This window comes from Paucibacter hankyongi (assembly GCF_037482915.1).
GTDB lineage: Bacteria > Pseudomonadota > Gammaproteobacteria > Burkholderiales > Burkholderiaceae_C > Paucibacter_A > Paucibacter_A hankyongi.
On record NZ_JBBHJX010000015.1, the window covers coordinates 41,113 to 61,896 of the forward strand.

Here is a 20,784-nt window from a genome sequence, read left to right on the forward strand (position 1 = left end):
CTGCCCATGAATGTTCAAGCTTTTCCGACCGACATTGCTCGCGGCAGCCCGGCCCCGGTGCGCCGCGTTGTCATCGCCGGCGGCGGCACCGCCGGCTGGATGGTGGCCGCCCTGATGGGCAAGTTGATGGGCAAGCAGCTCGAGATCCGCTTGGTGGAGTCCGATGAGATCGGCACCGTCGGCGTCGGTGAGGCCACCATTCCTGCCCTGCATATGTTCCACGAGTTGCTGGGCATCAAGGAGGCCGAGTTCATGGCCGCCACTCAGGCCACCTTCAAGCTGGGCATCAAGTTCGAAGGCTGGAAGGCGCCCGGCGAGGACTACATTCACTCCTTCGGCATGACCGGCCAGGACCATTGGAGCGCCGGCTTTCAGCACTTCTGGCTGAAGGGCAGGCAGCGCGGCCTGGCTCAGCGCTACGGCGACTATTGCCTGGAGTTGCGCGCCGCCGAAGAGGACCGCTTTGCCCATCTGCCGCAGAACGGCATGAACTATGCCTACCACCTCGATGCCACGCGTTATGCGCGTTACCTGCGCGGCATCGCCGAGGCGCATGGGGTGCAGCGCATCGAGGGCAAGATCACCGAGGTCTTGCGCGTCACGCCCGACGGCGACTTGAGCGCGCTGCGCCTGGCCGATGGCGGCTTGGTGGAGGGGGAATTGTTTATCGACTGCACGGGCTTTCGTGCGCTCTTGTTGGGCGAGACGCTGGGTGTGCCGTATGAGGACTGGACCCACTGGCTGCCCTGCGACCGGGCCGTGGCCGTGCAGACCGCGGCGGTGCGCGAGGCCCCGCCTTACACCCGTTCGATCGCCCATCCCTTTGGTTGGCAGTGGCGCATTCCGCTGCAGCACCGGGTCGGCAATGGCCTGGTCTACAGCAGCCGAGAGCTGTCTGATGCCGACGCACCGGAGATGTTGACCCGCCATGTCGAAGGCGAGCTCTTGATGAAGCCGCGCCTGCTGCGCTTCACGCCGGGTCAGCGTCGCGAGGTCTGGACCCGCAATTGCATCGCGGTGGGCCTGTCCAGCGGTTTCATCGAACCGCTGGAGTCCACCAGCATCCACCTGATCCAGCGCGCCGCGATCCGCTTGATGCGCTTGTTCCCGGCCGGTGGTGTGCGTGAGGTGGACCGGGTCGAGTTCAATCGCCAGACCCAGGACGACCTTGAACACATCCGCGACTTCATCATCCTGCACTATCACGTCACCGAGCGGGACGACTCCGACTTGTGGCGCCATGTCCGCACGATGGCCGTGCCCGAGACGCTGCGTCACCGGATTGAGCTGTTCACCGAAACGGCGCGGGTGTTCCGCCCGCTGGACGAGTTGTTCGCCGAAAACTCCTGGATCCAGGTGATGCTGGGGCAGGGCATCAACCCGCGCCATCATCATCCGGTGGCGGACTTGATGGGCGACGCGGAGTTGCAGCAGTTCCTCGACAACATCCGCCGCCAGGTCTCGCAACGACTGGCCACCTTGCCTGCCCATGCCGCCTATGTGGACCGTTTGTGCGCGCCCTATCGTGCGGCCGCCTGAGCGGAGCGCAGCTTTGATGTTCTTCAGCCATTTTGATGGCTCCCTTTCTTTTGCAAGCTGAAGCTGTGATGACCGAAACCTACCCCCGTTTGCTGGGTGATATCGGCGGGACCAATGCCCGCTTTGCCTGGGCCGAATCGGCCTCAGGGCCGGTGGCGCGCTGCGTGAACTATCGCTGCGCCGATTACCCCACCATTGCCGATGCAATTTCAAGTTATGTCTCAGAGCATGCGCCGACTCGTCCGCAGGCGGCGGCCCTGGGCATTGCCAACCCTATCGATGGCGACCAGGTGCGCATGACCAATGGCAACTGGTCTTTTTCGATACAGGCCCTCAAACGCGATATGGGCGTGCAGCGCCTTTCGGTGGTGAATGACTTCACGGCCTTGGCGCTGGCTTTGCCCAGCCTGGAGGCGAGTCAGTTGCATGCCCTGGAGGGCGGCAGTTCGGTGGCCGGTGAGCCGTTGGCGGTGCTGGGGGCCGGTACCGGCCTGGGTGTCGCCGGCCTGTTGCCGCTGCCTCATGGCGCATGGCGACCTTTGTCGGGGGAGGGCGGCCATGCCAGCTTGGCCGGCCAGGACGCCTTTGAAGACGCCGTGATCGCGCGCCTGCGCTTGCGCTTCGGCCATGTGTCCGCAGAGCGTGCGCTGTCGGGGCCCGGTTTGGTCAACCTTTATCAGGCATGTGCCGAGATCGCTGTAAATGCTTCACATGCCGTACATGGCGCACCCGATCTGACGCCGCCCGAGGTATTGCTGCGCGCCGAGCAGGGCGACCCCTTGGCGGCACAGGCCATCGGGCTTTTTTGCAGTTTCTTGGGCAGCGTGGCCGGCAATCTGGCCCTGACTCTGGGCGCGCGAGGCGGCGTTTACATCGGTGGCGGCGTCGCTCCCCGCTTGCTCAAGGAGTTGCGACAGTCGAACTTCCGCGCTCGCTTTGAAGGCAAGGGCCGTTTTGCAGACTACTTGGCGGCCATTCCCTGTTTTGTGATTGATGCGGCGGTTTCGCCGGCCTTGGACGGCGCCTCGCGGGCGCTGGACCTTGGCCTGTAGTGGTTTTCGCCCGTCGCGCTCGTACCTCAGTTCGCGAGTTGACGGCGCCTGCGATGCCTTTCAGCATCATGGACCGCGAGGGCGGGAGGCATCGCCAATAGATGTGAATAGTCTGCGCTGCTAATCGATTAGTTGCCAGGCATTGATCGCTTGAAGAACAGCAAAAACCCAGTCACTCTCAGTCATGCATAGCACTCCACCAAAGCAACTCCGACTTCTGGCGCCGCTCTCCGGCGTCTTGTTGCCCCTCGAGCTGGTGCCCGACCCCGTGTTTGCGCAGAAGTTGGTCGGCGACGGCATGTCTCTGGACCCGACCTCGAATGAATTGCTGGCACCGTTAGCGGGCCGGATCACTCAGCTGCACGACGCGCATCATGCGCTCACCATCGCCAGCGATGCGGGCCCCGAGATCTTGCTGCATATCGGCGTGGATACCGTTTTGCTCAAGGGCGCGGGATTCAGCCCCTTGGTCAAGCAAGGGGATCGCGTGGTGGCAGGCCAGGCGCTGATTCGCTTTGATGCGGATGCTGTGGCGCTTGGCGCGCGCAGCTTGCTGACGCAAATCGTGGTGGCCAATGGGGAATCGGTGACGCATATCGCGCCGGCACGCGGCCGCGTGGTGGCCGGCCGGGACATCTTGATGGTGCTGGACTTGGCCCCCACTTCGGCTACTCGCAGCGAAATCAGCGCAGGCAGTACGCAGCGCTCAGCCCCCGTGCGCTTGCCCAACCCGGCAGGTTTGCATGCGCGGCCCGCCGCCGTGCTGGCCGCCGCCGCGAAGAAATACTTGGCCGATGTGCGACTGGTGCTTGGCGCCAAAGAGGCCAATGCCAAGTCTTTGGTGGCCGTCATGGCACTGTCGAGCCGGCAGGGCGATGAAGTGTTCATTCAGGCTTCGGGGCCGGATGCCGCCGAAGCGGCCGCGGCGCTGGCGGAGTTGCTGGCGCAAGGCTGCGGCGAAAACCTCGCGCAAGCCCCTGCGCCAGCCCGCATCGAGTCAGTAGTTCCAGCCGCCCCGGTCTCCGTGCGGGCTGTGGCCGGTGAACTCTTGGGCGTTTCGGCCTCACCCGGTTTGGCCGTGGGCCAGATCGTTCAGTACCGCCAGGGCGCGATTGCCGTCGAGCAAGCCGGCGGCACGCCCAAGCATGAACGAGCCCGTTTGGATGCGGCCCTGCATGAGGCCTATGCACAGTTGGAAACCCTCAAGACCGCCCGGTCCGACGCCAGCAAGGCACAGATCCTCAGCGCCCACCAAGAGCTCTTGGCCGACCCCGATTTGTTCGAAGCTGCGATTGCCGCCATCAGCGCCGGAGACAGCGCCGGCTACGCTTGGCGCAGCGCCTACACCGCCGCGGCCGCGCAACTGGAGGCCCTGGACAATGCGCTGCTGCGCGAGCGCGCCCATGACATCCGTGACGTCGGCCGCCGCGTGCTGTCTTTGCTGGCGGGTGTGGCGCAAGCGGCCATTCAAGTCCCTGACAACTCGGTTTTGATTGCCGAGGAGTTGAGTCCGTCCGACACCGCCGCCCTGGATCGCAGCAAGGTGCTGGGCTTTTGCACCACCACCGGCGGTGCCACCAGCCATGTGGCCATCTTGGCCCGCTCACTGGGCATTCCGGCCATCTGCGGCATTGATGCCGCAGCGCTGGATCTGGCCGAGGGTAGCCAGGTGGTGCTGGATGGCTCTAACGGCATTCTGCAGACCGCCCCCAGCGCCGCCGCGCTTGAATCGGCCCAGCAGCGCATGGCGCAGCAGGCACAGCGCCGCAGCGAAGAAGCGGCACAGGCGCATCTGCCCGCCGCGACGCTGGATGGGCAGCGCATCGAGGTCGTGGCCAATGTGCGCAATGCGGCTGACACGCTTGAGGGCTTGACCCATGGCGCCGAAGGCGTGGGCTTGCTGCGTTCCGAGTTCCTTTTTGATGAGCGCGACACGGCGCCCAGCGAAGACGAGCAGGCCCAGGCCTACAGCGCCGTGGCTCAAGCCCTCGGGCCTGAGCGGGTGCTGGTGATTCGCACGCTCGATGTCGGTGGCGACAAGCCCTTGCCCTATCTGCCGCTGCCCAAGGAGGACAACCCCTTTCTGGGCCTGCGCGGCGTGCGGGTGAGCCTGGCGCGGCCAGACATGTTCCGCACCCAGCTGCGCGCCATCTTGCGGGCCGCGCCGCTGGCGCAGCTGCACATCATGTTCCCCATGATTGCCACTCTGGAAGAGTGGCGTGAATCCCGGGCCATTCTGGCCGAAGAGCAGGCGGCGCTGGGCGCCCTTGAGGTCAAGGTCGGTTTGATGATCGAGGTGCCCTCGGCGGCGCTGCTGGCCGAGCAGTTCGCCCGCGAGGCGGACTTCTTTTCCATCGGCAGCAATGACCTGACCCAGTACACGCTGGCGATGGACCGTGGCCACCCACAGCTGGCCAAGCAGGCCGATGCCTTGCACCCGGCCGTGCTGAAGATGATTGCCCTGAGCTGCGAGGGCGCGCGCCAGCATGGCAAATGGGTGGGCGTGTGTGGCGGCCTGGCGTCCGAGCCGCTGGCCGTGCCGGTGCTGATCGGCCTGGGGGTGACGGAGCTGTCGGTGTCCGTGCCCGCCATTCCCGCCATCAAAGCCCAAGTCAAGCGCCTGAGCCTGGCCGCCTGCCAGGAACTGGCGCGCGAAATTCTGCTGCTGGGGAGCGCCTCTGAGGTGCGAGCCCGCCTGGCTGCCTTCGCAGCCCAGGCCGAAACAACAACTTAAAAACAAGAGACCACAGCCATGTTTCAAAACGCTTTTTCAGCGCTGCAAAAAGTCGGCAAGGCCTTGATGATGCCGGTGGCGGTGCTGCCGGTGGCCGGCTTGTTGCTGGGCCTGGGCGCCACAGACTTCCACACCAGCAACACCGTGTTCCTGGCGATTCTTTCGCTGATGAAGAATGCGGGCGATGTGATCTTCGGCAATCTGCCGCTGATCTTTGCCATCGGTGTGGCCCTGGGCTTTACCCAGAACGATGGGGTGGCCGCGATTGCAGCCACCATCGGCTTTCTGGTGATGACGGTGACCTTGGGCGTGATGGCCGGCATTCTCGGCATCAAGCCCGACATGATCATGGGCCAGCCCTCGATTCAAACCGGCGTGTTCGGCGGCATCCTGGCGGGCGGCATGGCCGCCATGATGTTCAACCGCTACTACCGGATTTCGCTGCCGGCTTATCTCGGCTTCTTTGCCGGCAAGCGCTTTGTGCCCATCGTGACGGCGCTGGGCGCATTGGCGCTGGGCGTCGTGCTGGCCTTCATCTGGCCGCCGATTGGCGGCGCCATCAAGGCCTTCTCGCACTGGGCTGCCGTCAGCGACCCCACCACTGCCGCCACGGTTTACGGCTTTTTCGAGCGCCTGCTGATTCCCTTCGGCCTGCACCACATCTGGAACGTGCCCTTCTTCTTTGAGATGGGCTCCTTCACCGATGCCTCCGGCAAGGTGGTGAGCGGTGACATCAACCGCTTCTTCGCCGGCGACCCGACGGCAGGCATTCTGGCCGGCGCCTTTTTGTTCAAGATGTTCGGCCTGCCCGCTGCCGCGATTGCGATCTGGCACACCGCCCGGCCCGAGAAGAAGTTGGCCGTGGGCGGCATGATGGTGTCGGCGGCGCTAACCTCCTTTTTGACCGGCATCACCGAGCCCATCGAGTTCGCCTTTCTGTTCGTCGCCCCGATGCTGTATTTCCTGCATGCCTGTTTGGCCGCCTCGGCCCAGTTCCTGGCCAACAGCCTGCATATGCATATGGGTTTCACTTTCTCGCAAGGTGGCATCGACTTCCTGATGTTCAACCTGATCGGGGACAAGGCCCAGCACGCCTGGTACGTGTTCGTGCTCGGCCCGATTTACGCCGCCATCTATTACGGCGTGTTCCGCTTTGTGATCGTCAAGTTCAATCTCAAGACGCCGGGCCGTGAAGTCGAGGCAGACGGCGCCGTGCCTGCCGCTGCAGCGGCCAGTGCAGGCCAATACGGCCGCGCACTCGATCTTGTCCTGGCCTTTGGCGGCCGCAGCAATATCGTCAATCTGGATGCTTGCATCACCCGGCTGCGGGTGACGGTCAAGACGCCCGCCAAGGTGGATCAAGCGCGGCTGAAGGCGCTGGGTGCCGCCGGGGTGGTGGTCGTGGGCAGCGGTGTTCAGGCCATTTTTGGCCCTGCGGCCGAGAACCTCAAAGGTGAGATGCAAGACTATTTGGAGGTGGCTGGCGCGGAAGCCGATGGCAAGTTGACCGGCGCAGCCGCCGTGGTGGCTGCGGGCGAGTTGCCTGTTGATGGCAGCGCTGATGGCCCCATCTCCGCTTGGGTGAATGAGGCCGCCGGGCCCCTGCTGGCCGCGCTGGGCGGCAAAGCCAATCTGCGCAGCCTGCAGGCCGTGGCCTACACCCGCTTGCGCGTGCAACTGCTCGATGCCGCTCGGTTTGACGAAGCTGCGGCGCTCAAGTCGGGTGCCAATGCGGTGATGCATGTCAACACGAACACGCTGCATCTGATCGTCGGCAGCGATGCGGCTCAGTTCGCGAAAGCCATGCAGTAGCCGCGCCGGCAAGAACCAGGCAAACAGCTCAGCATGTCGGCCGGCTGGCGCTTTGTCGCCATCGGCCAGGCCGCTTCCTTTTCGTATCTTTTCTTTCTCATCTCGTTTCATTCGCCGCCGCCCGCTGAGGGCGGCCCTCAAACCTAGGATGGCAAGGCAAGCCCTATGACGCAATTCTTGAAACGCAATTTGGCCCATCTGCCGGTCTATGCCGCAGGTGTTTTGAGCCTGGCAGCCTGCCAAAGCGCAGCACCGGTCGTCAGTTCGCCTGTAGTCGCGACAACGAGCGCCGTGGCGGCGAATGGCAACCCCGCACTCTGGCCAAAGCCTATTAGCCGTGTCGCCAAAGACCCGGTGATGGAAAAGCGAATCGACGCGCTCATTGCCAAGATGAGCCTGGAGCAAAAAGTCGGGCAAACCATTCAGCCCGAGATCCGCCACATCAGCCTGGCCGATGTCAGCAAATATCACATCGGCTCGGTGCTCAATGGTGGCGGTACCTTCCCTGGCAACAACAAATTCGCCAAGGCCCAGGACTGGGTGGCCCTGGCGGATGGCTTTTACCAAGCCTCGATGCAGCCGGGCCCGAACGGCGTGGCCATTCCCATCATGTGGGGCACGGACGCGGTCCATGGTCACAACAATGTGATCGGCGCGACCTTGTATCCCCACAATATCGCCCTGGGTGCGGCGAACAACCCGGAGCTGATCAAGCAGATCGGCGCGGCCACGGCCCGTGAAATTGGCGTCACCGGGATTGGCTGGAGCTTTGCGCCTACGGTGGCCGTGGCGCGTGATGCCCGCTGGGGCCGCACCTACGAGTCTTATGCGGAAAGCCCGGAGATCGTCAAAGCCTATGCCGGAAAGATGGTGGAGGGCCTTCAAGGCGAGCCCGAAACCAAGGGCTTTTTGTCCGAGCAGCATGTGATCGCCACCGCCAAGCACTACATCGGCGACGGCGGCACGCAAGGCGGTATTGATCGCGGCCAAACCGATGCCAGCGAAGCAGAGTTGGTCAGGCTCCATGCCCAAGGCTATGTCAGCGCGATTGAATCGGGCGTGCAGACGGTGATGGCGTCCTTCAGCAGCTGGCGGGGTGACCGTATGCACGGCCACAAATACCTGCTGACCGACATCCTCAAAGACCATATGGGCTTTGATGGCCTGGTGGTGGGCGACTGGAGCGGCCATGAGTTTGTGCCCGGCTGCACTCGCAACAATTGCGCGCAGGCCATCAATGCCGGCATCGATATCTTCATGGTGCCGGAAGACTGGAAGCTGCTTTACGAAAACACCTTGGCTCAGGCCAGAAGCGGCGAGATTGCGCTGGCCCGCCTGGACGATGCGGTGCGCCGCATTCTGCGCGTCAAAATGCGCGCCGGTTTGTTTGAGCGGGGCGCGCCGTCGACCTATGCCTTGGCAGGTAAGGATGAGGTGCTTGGCGCTCCCGCGCATCGCGAAATCGCGCGCCAAGCCGTGCGCGAATCGTTGGTCTTGCTGAAAAACAAGAAGCAGTTGCTGCCCATCAAGGCCGGCAGCAAGATCTTGCTGGCTGGTGATGGCGCGGACGATATCGGCAAACAAGCGGGCGGCTGGAGCATCTCCTGGCAAGGCACGGGCAATGTGAACAGCGACTTCCCCGGCGCCACCTCGATTTACCAGGGTATGGCCGCTGCGGCCAAAGCCAATGGCAGCCGGGTGACCTTGAGCGTCAATGGCGACTATCAGGAACGGCCAGATGTCGCCGTGCTGGTGTTTGGCGAGAATCCCTATGCCGAGATGCAAGGCGACATCAGCAAGCTGGATTTCGCCTCTGACAAGGAGTTGCAGGTCTTGAAGAAATTCAAGGCGCAAGGCATTCCGGTGGTTTCGCTGTTCATCACCGGCCGGCCGCTGTGGGTGAACCCGGAATTGAATGCGTCGGACGCTTTTGCGGTGATCTGGCAGCCCGGCACCGAAGGCGCGGGCGTGGCCGATGTGATCATGCGCGATGCCAGCAATGCCGTGCGTTTCGACTTCAAAGGCAAGCTGTCTTTTGCCTGGCCGGCAAGGCCCGACCAAGCGCACAGCTTGGCCGACGGCAAGGGCGATGCACCGCTTTTCCCTCGAGGCTATGGGCTGACTTATGCCGACAAGAGCGCAGTCAGCGACGATTTGTCTGAAGCCTGGCAGCTCGCCACGCAGTCTGCGCAAACGACGGCCACCATCTTCAAGAATCGAACGTTTGAACCGTGGCAGTTGACGCTGGCTGATGACCTCAATCACAGCAAGACCGTCACATCCAATGTGGCCAGCTTGGGGGCCATCAGCTACCGTGCCGTCGATCGCCTGGTGCAGGAGGACGCCATTCACTTGCAATGGAATGGCAAAGCCGCCGCCAGCGCAGGCTTCTTTGCCAAGGAGCGTGTGGATTACTCGGCCCTGGCTGGCAAGGCTTTGGTCTTTGATGTTCGCGTTAAGCGCGCACCCACGGCTGAAGTGAAGCTGGCCATGAATTGCGGCACCGACTGCTTGGCGGAGCTTGCCCTGACCCAAGCCCTACGCAAGGCCAAGCCGGACCAGTGGGAAACCGTGTCGATCAGCATGGCGTGTTTTGCTACGGCCAAGCTGGATATGTTGCTGTCGCCGTTTGCGCTGAGCACTGGTGGCGAGCTGGACTTGGTCTTGCACCATGTCCGCATTGAGGAAGTGCCAGCGGCGAGTGTGCGGTGCCCGTAATGGTTGTGAGTTAGCGCGAACGGGTGGGGTCGTTCGCGCTGCTCAAATCAAACTTGTAGCGCAAGTTCGAATTGCCACCGCGTGGCAGTGGAAGTGGCAGCTTGGTCATGCGACCAAGGCAATTGCTGCGCAATTACTCGAACTTGTGGCGCAAATTTGAACTGACGCAGCTTCGCTACATCAGGCTTGGCCTCCTAGGCCAAGCTAGCGCTTCGCGCTATTCAAATTTGTAGCGCAAGTTCGAATTGCCACCGCTGCGCGGCGGCAGGCTCGGTCCTTCAGACCGAGCCAAGTGCTCCGCACTTATTCGAACTTGTCCAACACCGCCCCTGAACTAGCGCTGGAGGCGTTCTTCGCGAACTTGGCCAGCACACCACGGGTATAGCGTGGTGCGGGCTTGACCCAGGCGGCCTTGCGATTCGCCAGCTCGGCCGCATCGACATGCAGCTCCAGCAGCAGCTGGTGGGCGTCGATGGTGATGCGGTCGCCTTCCTTGACCAGGGCGATCACGCCGCCTTCATAGGCCTCGGGCGCCACATGGCCGACCACCATGCCCCAGGTGCCGCCGGAGAAGCGGCCGTCGGTGATCAGGCCCACGCTTTCGCCCAGGCCTTGGCCAATCAGTGCGCCGGTGGGAGCCAGCATTTCGGGCATGCCGGGGCCGCCCTTGGGGCCCAGATAACGCAGCACCATCACGTCACCAGCAACGATCTTGCCGGCCATGATGGCGGCCAGGGCCGATTGCTCGTCTTCGAACACCCGTGCCGGACCGCTCATCACCGGGTTCTTCAGGCCGGTGATCTTGGCCACACAGCCTTCGGGTGAAAGATTGCCCTTCAGGATGGCCAGATGGCCTTCGGCGTAGATGGGATTCGTCACCGGGCGGATCACGGTTTGATCGGCGCGCAGCTCGGGCACATCGGCCAGGTTCTCGGCCACGGTCTTGCCGGTGATGGTCATGGCGTCACCATGCAGAAGGCCGTGCTTGAGCAACTCCTTCATCACCGCCGGAATGCCGCCGGCATGGTGCAAGTCAATCGCCAGGAACTGCCCGCTGGGCTTCAGATCGCACAGCACCGGCGTGCGGCGGCGCACACGCTCGAAGTCGTCGATGGTCCAGTCCACCTCGGCGGCATGGGCAATCGCCAGGAAGTGCAACACCGCATTGGTGGAGCCGCCGGTGGCCATGATGACGGCCACGGCGTTCTCAATCGCTTTCTTGGTGACGATGTCACGTGGCTTCAGGTCGGCCTTGACGGCCTCGACCAGCACGGCCGCCGCCTTCTTGACGCTCTGCACCACCTCGTCTTCCACATTGGCCATGGTCGAGGAGTAGGGCAGGCTCATGCCCAGCGCCTCAAAGGACGAGCTCATGGTGTTGGCGGTGTACATGCCGCCGCAGGAGCCGCTGCCGGGAATGGCCTTGCGCTCGATGGCGCAGAAGTCTTCCTCGCTCATCTTGCCGGCGCTGAATTGGCCCACGGCTTCAAAGACGCTGACGATGTTCAAATCCTGGCCCTTGTGCTTGCCCGGCAGGATGGTGCCGCCGTAGACATAGAGCGAAGGCACATTGGCGCGCAGCATGCCCATCATGCCGCCGGGCATGTTCTTGTCGCAGCCGCCGATGACGATGACGCCATCCATCCACTGACCGCCAACGCAGGTTTCCACGCAGTCGGAGATGACTTCGCGCGAGACCAGGCTGTACTTCATGCCCTCGGTGCCCATGGCCATGCCGTCGCTGATGGTGGGCGTGCCGAAGATCTGCGGGTTGGCGCCGGCTTCTTTCAGGCCGATCACGGCCGCATCGGCCAGCTTTTGGAGGCCGGAGTTGCAAGGCGTGATGGTCGAGTGGCCATTGGCCACGCCGATCATCGGCTTGCCGAAGTCGCTTTCCTGGTAGCCCATGCCGTAGTACATAGAGCGATTCGGCGCGCGGGCCACGCCCTCGGTGATGTTTTTGGAACGACGATTGGCAGGGGTCTGGCTCATGGGGTCTCCTCAGTTCGCTGGCAGTATCTCTGTTGACTACCTGCTGATCAAATATATTATTCAGTTCTTATTCATACGTTCTGTGAATCAATGATCGATTTGCGTAGCTTGCGTCAGTTCCTGGCGGTGGCGGAGGAATTGCACTTTGGCCGTGCCGCCGAGCGCCTGCACATGACCCAGCCGCCGCTGACCCAGGCCATTCAAAAGCTCGAGCAGGCGCTGGGCGCGACGCTGTTTGAGCGCAGCAGCCGCAGCGTGCGGCTGAGCGCGGCCGGGGCGGCCTTGTTGCCGAGCGCGCAGGCTATTCTGGCCCAGGCCGAAGGTTTGCCGGCCCTGGTGCAGGCCGCAGCCGATGGACGCCGGGGGCGGCTGAATCTGGGCTTTGTTTCGACCGTGGGCTTTGGGGATTTGCCGCGCTGGCTGCGCAGTTTTCGCGAGCTTTACCCGGAGGTGGCCCTGAGCTTGCGCGAGGCGACGCTGGATGTGCAGCTGCCGGAGTTTGAGCGGGGCGAGTTGGACGCCGGCTTCATCATCCATGCACCGGGCTCGCAGCCTGGGGGCTTTGAGCGACTGAAGATTGCCAGCGAGGCGATGGTGTTGGCGCTCAGTGCCGATGAGGCAATGGCCGCCGCGCCAAGCCTGGATGCTGCTGAAGTTGCACGTCAGCCCTTGGTGATCTTTCCGCGGGCGATTGCGCCGTCCTTGTTTGATGCGGTGCTGGACTTTTATCGCCAGCAACAGCGCGAGCCAGGCATCGTGCAAGAGGCCATCCAGATGCAGACCATTGTCAACCTGGTGTCGGCGGGTATCGGCGTGGCCTGGGTGCCTGCCAGCGTGATGGCGTTTCAACGGCCCGGTGTGGTGTACAAGCCGGTGCAGGGCGCAGTGCCGACCTGCGAGACCAGCTTGATCTGGCGCTCCGACGCCGCGCCTGCGGTGCAGCGCTTTGTGGCGCATATCAAGGCGCAATTGTTGTAAGGCAGCGGGCGCGCTAGCAAGCAAGTCATGCGTTTGAATCTGCATCTCGTCGCACCGAGGCCGGCAGAATGGGCGTCGCTGCACAAAATGCGCCCAGTTTCTCAATCCTGGCTAGGTGGACCATGCAACAGCGACCCTCTTTCACTCTTCGTGCTCTGACGGCTTTGGTTTTGGCCGCGGGGCTAGGGACGGCCCAGGCTGCTATCTTCAAGGATCCGCAGTTTGACGGCTTGGCCGACGCGAACAAATACGCTGATTTGGAGCAGCAGGCTCAAGCACGCTTGAAGGCAAATGCGGCCGATGTGGAAGCCAGCGCGGCCCTGGCCTTGGCGCTGTCGGCACTAGATCCGGCTGACGCCAAGCGCATGGAGGCCGGGGCCAAGCAGGCCAAGCAATGTGCGGATCAGCACCCAACAGCGGCCGTCTGCCAACTGGTGCGGGCGCAAAACCTGTATCTGCAGATGGGCGAGGCGGGCATGTTCAAGGCCGTGCGGCTGATGGACGGCGTCAAAGAAGCCTTGAACCGAGCCTTGGAGCTGGACCCGAGCAGCTTTGTCGCTCGAGTGCAGCTGAGCAAGCTTTACTTGTTCGCTCCCGGCATGTTGGGCGGCAGCACCGCCAAGGCCAAAGAGCTAGAGGCCGCAGTGCGCAACAGCCAGCCGGAGCAGGCTCGTTTGCTGCGCGCCTATATCGCCGCGGATGCCAAGAAATGGAGCGAGATGGAAAGCGAGTTGCTGGCGCTCAAGCCCGGCAAGGACACATCGCTGCTGGAAGAAGCTCGCGCCGCCTCCATGCAGCTGGCCACGCATTACCTGAAAGACGCGAAAGAGCCAGCCAAGGCCAAGACCGTGTTCGAGAATTTGCAACGCGAACAGCCCAGCTATGCCCATGGGCCTTATGGCCTCGGTCGGGTGTTTGCGGAAACCGGGCAGACCGAGGAGGCGGTGCGTTACTTTGAGCGCGCCAAAACCCTGGCCGGCGCCGATGAATTACCGATCGATCACCGACTCGGTGACGCCTTGCTGGCCAAGGGCGATAAGGCACAGGCCAAGGCGGCCTATGAGCGCTTCTTGAAGACCAAGCGGGCCAATCCCAACAATGTGGAAGCGGCCCGTAAGAGCTTGGCCTCCTTGGGGTGATTCCTTGTCGGCGGCCCGGGCGCTGATAATTTGTCGGTCCTCGTCTTGAGGACGGCCGAATGAGAATCGCCCCGTGACCCTGCCTCGCGTCTTGCCTACCTCGCCCGCTATTCAAGCCCTAGGATTTAGCTGGCCCAAGGCCGCGCCCTATTGCCTGCGGCATCGCTTCAGCACCGGTCTGTTGGCCTTGCTGATGACGGCGCTGGTTCCAGCCCTGGTGCCTGCGTTTGTTCCTTCCGCCCATGCCCTGGTGTTCAAGGACGCTTCGCTGCAACAGGCGCTCGAGGCCGGCAATGTGGCCGACCTGGAGCGGCTCGGTCAGCAGCGATTGGCCGCTGCCTCCGATGACCTTGAAGGTTTGGTGGCGCGGGCTTGGGCGCTCAGCCTGGGCTTCGATGGTAGGCAATTGGAAGCCGGGCAGAAGCTAGCGGAACAATGCGTGGCTCGAGCTGCCAATGAGGCGATTTGTCATTTGGCGCTGGCGCAGGTGCAGGGCAAACAGGTCTTGGTCGAGAGCAGGCTGAAGGGCATGAGTCTGCTGCCGAGGGTGCGGGCCAGCCTCAGCCGAGCCTTGGAGTTGGATCCCGATCTGTATGAAGCGCGCAGTAAATTGGCGCAGATCTATTTGCTGATCCCGGAGTTCTTGGGCGGCAGCGTCAAGAAGGCGCGCGAGCTGGAACAGGCGATCCGCAGCAAGCAGCCCGAGCAGGCGCGTTTGCTGCGCTCGCTGATCGCCGCGCGGCAAGACTCTTGGGACGAGGCTGAACGCGAGTTGATGGCGGTACGGGTCGGCACTGATGCCGCCTTGGCCGAAGACGTGCGGAACGCCTACGGAGAGTTGGGCCGCCACTGGATCAAGGCGCAGCAGTTCGAGCGCGTCAGGCGTTTGTACGAGCAGCTGCAAAAAGACCAGCCCGCGCAAGCGGCGGCGTCCTATTACCTGGGGCGCTTGGCGCAGGAGTTGGACCAAAACGCCGAGGCTGTGCGTCATTTTGAAAAGGCCTTGAGTCTGGCCGGCGCCGAAGGTTTGCCGATCGACCATCGCCTGGGCGACGCCCTGGTGGCGACCGGGCAGATCGAGCGGGCCCGCAGCGTCTACAAGCGCTATATCGACAGCAAGCGCGCCGAGCCGGGACATCTGAAGGATGCGCGTAAGAGTCTTGCTGCACTGGGCTGAGTGCCGCCATCGCGGCGAAAGGCACCGATCGCGCGCCAAGGAAGCGCCGCTAGCGCACCCGCAAGGCCAGGGCAAGTGCTTTGCGCGCACTATGATGCGCGGCTGATTTCTCCAAGCTGCGATCGTCTTTCGCAGCTGTTTTCAAGGATTTGCGATGTGGGTGCATCCCCAGTTTGACCCTGTAGCCATTCACCTTGGGCCCTTGTCCGTGCACTGGTATGGCCTGACCTATCTGGCCGCCTTTGGCATGTTCTTGTGGCTGGCCAACCGGCGCGTGGCGCGGCCCGAATTCGCGCAGGCGGGCTGGAGTAGCCGCGATGTCGATGACCTGCTGTTCTACGGTGTGCTGGGTGTGGTGCTGGGCGGGCGCCTGGGCTATGCGTTCTTTTACAAGCCTGACTACTACCTGCACAACCTGGGCGAAGTGTTGGCGGTGTGGAAAGGCGGTATGTCCTTCCATGGTGGGCTCTTGGGCGTGTTGGTGGCCATGGCCTTGTTTGCCAAGCTGCGTGGTCGCACTTTCTTTGAAGTGACCGATCTGATCGCACCTTGTGTGCCGACCGGTTTGGCGGCCGGCCGGGTGGGCAACTTCATCAACGGTGAGTTGTGGGGTCGGGTTGCGGACCCAAGCCTGCCATGGGCCATGGTGTTTCCGCAGTCGCCGACGCTAGAGCCGCGCCACCCCTCGCAGATCTACCAATTCATCGGCGAGGGTCTGTTTCTGTTCACGCTGCTGTGGCTGTATTCGCGCAAGCCGCGCCTGACCGGCCAGGTGTCGGGCCTCTTCCTGATCGGCTATGGTGCCCAGCGCTTTGTGACCGAGTTCTTCCGCCAGCCGGATGATTTCCTGGGGCTGCGGGCCTTGAATTTGAGCCAAGGGCAGTGGTTGTCGCTGCCCATGGTGGTGGCCGGCATTGGCATCTGGTTGTGGGCCAGCCGCCGCAAGGCCTGAGTCTGTTTTGAGAGTTTAGAAGTCCATGCGTCAAATCTTTTTCGACACCGAAACGACCGGCCTGGCCGCCGAAGGCGGCGACCGCATCATCGAGATCGGCTGCGTCGAGATGATCAACCGGCAGTTGACCGGTAACAACCTGCACCTCTACATCAACCCGCAACGCGCCAGCCATGAGGACGCTTTGCGGGTTCACGGCCTGACCGAGGCCTTCCTGTCCGACAAGCCGCTGTTCTCTCAGATTGCAGAGCAGCTGCTGGAGTTCTTGGCCGGTGCCGAACTGGTGATTCACAACGCGCCTTTCGACATTGGCTTTGTCAACGCCGAGTTGCGCCGCTTGAGCAAGCCGCCCATCACCGACATCGTCGGCAGTGTGCGCGACACGCTGCTGATGGCGCGCGATCTGTTCCCCGGCAAGGCCAACTCGCTGGACGCCTTGTGCCGCCGCCTAGAGGTGGACAACTCCAACCGCAAGCTGCACGGCGCGCTCTTGGATGCGGAGCTGCTGGCCGAGGTCTATATCCGCCTGACGCGGGGACAAGATTCCTTGGTCATGGATGACTCGGGCGAGAGCAGCCAGTCGAGTGAATTCAAACTCGCGGCCGTTGACCTGAGCAGCTTTGTGCTGCCGGTGCTGACCGCGGACGAAGCCGAGCTGCAAGCGCATGAGAAGGTGCTGGGCGAGCTCGATAAAGCCAGCGGTGGAAAAAGAATCTGGCAAAGTGCTTGAGTAACTGAAAACATTCATGGCATAATCGTGGGCTTCCCGGTTAGCGAATTAAGTAATTGATTCGCAAGCGATAAAAAGCAAGCGGCAAACAAACAACCGGGCGGTTAGCTCAGTGGTAGAGCACTGCCTTCACACGGCAGGGGTCGCAGGTTCGAACCCTGCACCGCCCACCAGAACAGCACTTCGGTGCAGCCTAAGCAAAGGCACTTGTACTTGTTGCAAGGGCTCAGCGAAAGGCAAACAGTCTTGGCAATCGAATCAAGACACTCTGGTCGAATGTTTGTCTAGCCCCAAATACCGGGCGGTTAGCTCAGCGGTAGAGCACTGCCTTCACACGGCAGGGGTCGCAGGTTCGAACCCTGCACCGCCCACCAAACTGGTCTCGGCAATCGCATCGAGGCTGCCCTTTCAAAAGGGCGCAATCAATCCACCCCGCCTTCCGGCGCAGGTGGATTTTTTGTTGCCTGTTCGATTGGCTGCTGCTTCATCTCAAGGCTGCCGATTCAGTTGAAGCGCATGTCGGGTGTCGTAGTTTTGCCGCGCCTTGTGACGAGCCTATGGCGAGTTATGTGTGGATTGGGCGACACTTGCGCACCGTCATGATGCAAGCCATTTCAAGGACAGTCCATGCGCCGTCACAGCCCAGCTTGGTTCGATGCTCAGTACAACAACCGACTCCGGGTGAGCAATAGCGCGGAACTGCTGGACCGCTGGGCGCGGGCTTCGCAGTTGGTGCGGGAGAAGATGTTTTGCAAGCTCAATTTGGCCTATGGTGAAGGGCCAATGGAGCGGCTGGATCTGTTTCCGACCGATGTTCCCAAAGCGCCGATCTTGGTGTTCCTGCATGGCGGCTATTGGCGCGCGCTCGACAAGTCGGATTGCTCCTTTCTGGCCAGTGCCTTCTCGGATGAGGGGGCGATGGTGATCGTGCCCAACTATTCGCTGTGCCCCGAGGTCGGCATAGACCGGATCGCCATGCAATTGGTGCAGGCGCTGGCCTGGGTTTGGCGAAATGCAGCCGATCATGGCGGTGACCCGAATCGCATCGTGCTGGCCGGGCACTCGGCGGGCGGTCATTTGGCGACCATGCTCAACTGCTGCGACTGGAAGTCGGTGGCGCCCGATCTGCCGCATCATCTGGTCAAGGGCGTGCTGTCGATCTCCGGCGTGCATGACCTCGCACCGATGCGGCAGACGCCGTTCTTGCAAGCCGACTTGAAGTTGGATGCCGAGGCGGTGAAGCGGCTCAGCCCAGTCAACTTCCCGGCGCCGGACGCGCCTGTTTACGCCATCGTTGGCGGCGACGAGAGCGACGAGTTCAAGCGACAAACCCAGCTACTCCGGCAGGCCTGGGGGCAGCGCGCGGTGCCGGTCTGCGAGGAGGTGCCCGGCTTTAACCACTTCGATGTCTTGCACGACCTGGCCGACCCCGAGGGACGCAGCCACCGCTTGGCTCGCAAGTTACTTAAGCTGCGTTGGTACAGCGCCTTGCTCTGAGCTTGTTGCTCGACGGTAAGTGACTCGCGCGCTTTTTTGGGTCTGCGCGGGTCTGTGCGGGTTTATGCGGGTGAAGTCCGGCACTTTGGCGCGGCGAGAAGGGCTCTGAGAATTGTGGTCAGCGGCTTGTGCCGTGACTCATCTCACCCCTCCCAGGAATCCCTTCATGCAGATCCGGTCACACTGTCTGGCCGTCTTGTTCGGCTTGTCCTTTTCCTTGAGTGCTCAAGCGCAGTTGCCGGTCCAGGCCCATGACGATCATGCGCAAATGCTTGCCGCAGCGGATCCCGTGGCCGCGGCCAACAAGCGTCTGGTCTACGATTTTTGGCGCGAGGTCTTCGAGGGCGGACGTCTGGAGGTGGCCGACAAATACCTGACCGAAGGCTATATCCAGCACAACCCTAGCGTGCCCACCGGGCGCGATGGTTTTGTCAAGTTCTTCGCCCAGTTCAGCAAGCCCAAGCCGGTCGAGTCTCGCGTCAAAGCTCCCTTGGTGGCGGTGTTGGCGGAGGGCGACAAGGTGGTGCTCGCTTTTGTGCAAACCTTGTCCGACCCCAAGGATGCCGGCAAGACCTACACCAGCACCTGGTTCGACATGTTCCGCATCGAGGGCGGCAAGATCGCTGAACACTGGGATCCCGCGACCAAGCGCTGAGTACACGGAATACGCTGACTACGCTGCGTACTGCGAAGGCTTAGTAGTGTCAAACCGCCAGATAGCGTCCAGGCCGGTGATTGACGGCCAGGGCCGCATTGATGGCCAGCATGCCCAGCAAGGACATGCCGACTTTTTCTGCCGGCACAAAAGCCAGGGCGCTGAGCAGGATGATGCCGTCCAAGGCGGCCTGCACATAACCGGCGCGCCAGCCGCGCTTTTCTTGCAGATACATCACCACCACATTCAAGCCGCCCAGCGAGGCGCGGTGGCGGAACAAGATCAACATGCCAGCGCCTATCAGCAGGCCGCCGGCGATGGCGGCAAACCAGATGTTCAGTTGCGCGAATTGCAGCCAGCGCGGCAAGACCTCGGCCAACACGGCCATCACGCTGACGGCGCAAATCGTCTTCAGCGTGAAGGGCAGGCCCATGCGCTTGTAGGCCAGCCAGTAAAAGGGCAGGTTGATGCCAAAGAACAGCGCGCCGAAGGGCAGGCCCGAGGCGTAGTGAATCAGGAAGGCGATACCGACGGTCCCGCCGGTCAAGAGGCCGGCTTGCTTGAACAGCGCGACGCCAAGGGCCACGAACAAGGTGCCCGTGATCACGGCCTGCGCATCCTCCAGCAGCGAGTGGCGGAAGGTGCGGGTGGCGGTCTTGCGGATGTTCATGAACCGAGGCCAGACATGAACCACTTGATCGCGCCCTTGGCCAGGAAGCCGACCATGCCAAAGCCCAGGCCCAAGAGCAGGATGAAGGTGCCAAAGCGTCCGGCCTTGGACTCGCGCGCCAGCTGCAAGATGATGAACACCATGTACAGCATGAACGCGCCGACGCCCCAGGTCAGGCCGAGCTGGGCGATTTCTTGTTCGCTGTATCCAAACATCCTGGTACTTCTCGTTCTTGGTGTTTGATTCAGTCTCGGGTCGAGACCAGGTCGCGGTAGGCGTGCCAGCTGGCGTGGCCCAGCCAGGGCATGATGACGATGAAACCCAGCATCAGCGTGACCATGCCGAACAGCGTCAGCAGCATGATCATTGCGGCCCATAGGGCCACCGGTGCGGGGTACTCCATCACCACGCGCCAGCTGGTGAAGACGGCACCTAGGACGCTGACCTCGCCGATCTGACGGTCCAGCAACAAGGGCACGGCGATCATGGTGGAAGCAAACATCGGCGCGGCCAGCAAGGCACCCAAAGCCAACCAGGCTTCGAACAGATGTGACTCTTCGTTCAGCACCACATGGCGCAGAAAGTCGATCGGCTCATGGATCGGAGTGCTGGTGAAGCCGGTGATCAGCGAGGCTGAGGTCAGGACCCAGCCGACACCGGCGAAGGCCAACAGCACGCCGAACACAACCAAGCGCCCATCGCGGGGACGCCAAGCGCGCAGCACCGAGGCGAAGCTTGGCTTCAGGCCGCGTTCCAGGTCGCGGCTGATCACGTACAGGCCGGTGGCCAGCACCGGAGCAACCAGCAAGAAGCCGCTGAAGGCGCCCGCCAGCAACCAGAAACGGTGACGCGCGATCAAAAAGATCAGGGCGCCAATGACGGCCAGCACCACGCCATGCGCCAATGAAGGGCCGGGGCAGCGCACCAGATCGCCCCAACCGCGCGCCAACCAACCCAAGGGGCGCAGCAATGGGATCGGCTTCACGCCAAACTGGCGGGATTGCTGCAGGGCCTTTTCGGTTTCTAGGATGTGCATGGGGTATCGGATCGAGCTATGCATGCTGCCATGCTCGCATGAGGCGGGCCTTGATGGGCATCAAGACAAACACCTGTTTCATGCGCAAAGTTGAAGGGAGCGG

At 62.6% G+C, this 20,784-nt stretch carries 16 protein-coding genes and 2 tRNA genes; 14 read left to right on the forward strand and 4 right to left on the reverse strand.

Translation table 11 applies throughout. From position 1 onward, the window contains the following. The first annotated feature begins 6 nt into the window (after positions 1 to 6). From WG899_RS18190 to WG899_RS18210, 5 genes are all read left to right on the forward strand, one after another. The gene (locus tag WG899_RS18190; protein WP_339597076.1) at positions 7 to 1,539 is read left to right on the forward strand and encodes a tryptophan halogenase family protein; all 1,533 of its coding nucleotides are present in this window, start codon (positions 7 to 9) and stop codon (positions 1,537 to 1,539) included. Positions 1,540 to 1,607: 68 nt separating this feature from the next. Then, positions 1,608 to 2,591 carry a glucokinase gene (gene glk, locus WG899_RS18195; protein WP_339597077.1) on the forward strand — a complete coding sequence of 328 codons (984 nt, stop codon included), beginning with the start codon at positions 1,608 to 1,610 and terminating at the stop codon, positions 2,589 to 2,591. 184 nt (positions 2,592 to 2,775) lie between these two features. Then, positions 2,776 to 5,325, forward strand: a complete 2,550-nt coding sequence (gene ptsP / locus WG899_RS18200; RefSeq protein WP_339597078.1) for a phosphoenolpyruvate--protein phosphotransferase — start codon at positions 2,776 to 2,778, stop codon at positions 5,323 to 5,325. Positions 5,326 to 5,343: 18 nt separating this feature from the next. Then, positions 5,344 to 7,137 (forward strand): PTS glucose transporter subunit IIBC, encoded by a 1,794-nt coding sequence (gene ptsG, locus WG899_RS18205; protein WP_339597079.1) that lies wholly within the window; start codon positions 5,344 to 5,346, stop codon positions 7,135 to 7,137. A 165-nt stretch (positions 7,138 to 7,302) separates the two neighbouring features. Then, a complete protein-coding gene (locus tag WG899_RS18210) occupies positions 7,303 to 9,855 on the forward strand; it encodes a glycoside hydrolase family 3 protein (RefSeq protein ID WP_339597080.1) in 2,553 nt (850 codons plus the stop codon). Between the two features lie 303 nt (positions 9,856 to 10,158). Here the strand turns inward: WG899_RS18210 and ilvD are convergent, their stop codons facing one another. Continuing rightward, positions 10,159 to 11,847 carry a dihydroxy-acid dehydratase gene (gene ilvD, locus WG899_RS18215; protein ID WP_339597081.1) on the reverse strand — a complete coding sequence of 563 codons (1,689 nt, stop codon included), beginning with the start codon at positions 11,845 to 11,847 and terminating at the stop codon, positions 10,159 to 10,161. Between the two features lie 90 nt (positions 11,848 to 11,937). Here ilvD and WG899_RS18220 point away from each other — a divergent pair, with 90 nt between their 5' ends. From WG899_RS18220 to WG899_RS18260, 9 genes are all read left to right on the forward strand, one after another. Next, a complete protein-coding gene (locus tag WG899_RS18220) occupies positions 11,938 to 12,825 on the forward strand; it encodes a LysR family transcriptional regulator (protein WP_339597082.1) in 888 nt (295 codons plus the stop codon). 122 nt (positions 12,826 to 12,947) lie between these two features. Then, positions 12,948 to 13,964 (forward strand): tetratricopeptide repeat protein, encoded by a 1,017-nt coding sequence (locus tag WG899_RS18225; RefSeq protein WP_339597083.1) that lies wholly within the window; start codon positions 12,948 to 12,950, stop codon positions 13,962 to 13,964. A 73-nt stretch (positions 13,965 to 14,037) separates the two neighbouring features. Then, a complete protein-coding gene (locus WG899_RS18230) occupies positions 14,038 to 15,141 on the forward strand; it encodes a tetratricopeptide repeat protein (protein WP_339597084.1) in 1,104 nt (367 codons plus the stop codon). 154 nt (positions 15,142 to 15,295) lie between these two features. Beyond that, positions 15,296 to 16,093, forward strand: a complete 798-nt coding sequence (gene lgt, locus WG899_RS18235) for a prolipoprotein diacylglyceryl transferase (protein ID WP_339597085.1) — start codon at positions 15,296 to 15,298, stop codon at positions 16,091 to 16,093. 25 nt (positions 16,094 to 16,118) lie between these two features. Then, positions 16,119 to 16,823, forward strand: coding sequence for a DNA polymerase III subunit epsilon (gene dnaQ, locus WG899_RS18240; protein ID WP_339597086.1), 705 nt, complete (start codon positions 16,119 to 16,121; stop codon positions 16,821 to 16,823). Between the two features lie 98 nt (positions 16,824 to 16,921). Beyond that, positions 16,922 to 16,996 (forward strand) — tRNA-Val (locus WG899_RS18245). Positions 16,997 to 17,122: 126 nt separating this feature from the next. Further along, positions 17,123 to 17,197: transfer RNA gene (locus WG899_RS18250), tRNA-Val, on the forward strand. A gap of 253 nt (positions 17,198 to 17,450) precedes the next feature. After that, on the forward strand, positions 17,451 to 18,320 hold the full coding sequence (locus WG899_RS18255) for an alpha/beta hydrolase (RefSeq protein ID WP_339597087.1): 870 nt from the start codon (positions 17,451 to 17,453) through the stop codon (positions 18,318 to 18,320). 166 nt (positions 18,321 to 18,486) lie between these two features. Then, complete coding sequence (locus WG899_RS18260) at positions 18,487 to 18,975, forward strand: nuclear transport factor 2 family protein (protein WP_339597088.1); 489 nt, start codon at positions 18,487 to 18,489, stop codon at positions 18,973 to 18,975. A gap of 49 nt (positions 18,976 to 19,024) precedes the next feature. On the opposite strand, the gene WG899_RS18265 is transcribed toward WG899_RS18260, so the two are convergent. From WG899_RS18265 to WG899_RS18275, 3 genes are read right to left on the reverse strand one after another with little or no spacing between them, the layout of a single operon-like run. Beyond that, entirely contained in the window at positions 19,025 to 19,645 is a 621-nt protein-coding gene (locus WG899_RS18265) for a YitT family protein (protein ID WP_339597089.1), read from the reverse strand. Next, positions 19,642 to 19,860 carry a DUF2788 domain-containing protein gene (locus WG899_RS18270; protein ID WP_339597090.1) on the reverse strand — a complete coding sequence of 73 codons (219 nt, stop codon included), beginning with the start codon at positions 19,858 to 19,860 and terminating at the stop codon, positions 19,642 to 19,644. The genes WG899_RS18265 and WG899_RS18270 overlap by 4 nt, the downstream gene beginning before the upstream one ends. 29 nt (positions 19,861 to 19,889) lie before the next feature. Next, a complete protein-coding gene (locus WG899_RS18275) occupies positions 19,890 to 20,681 on the reverse strand; it encodes a DUF2189 domain-containing protein (protein WP_339597091.1) in 792 nt (263 codons plus the stop codon). Positions 20,682 to 20,784 lie beyond the last annotated feature (103 nt).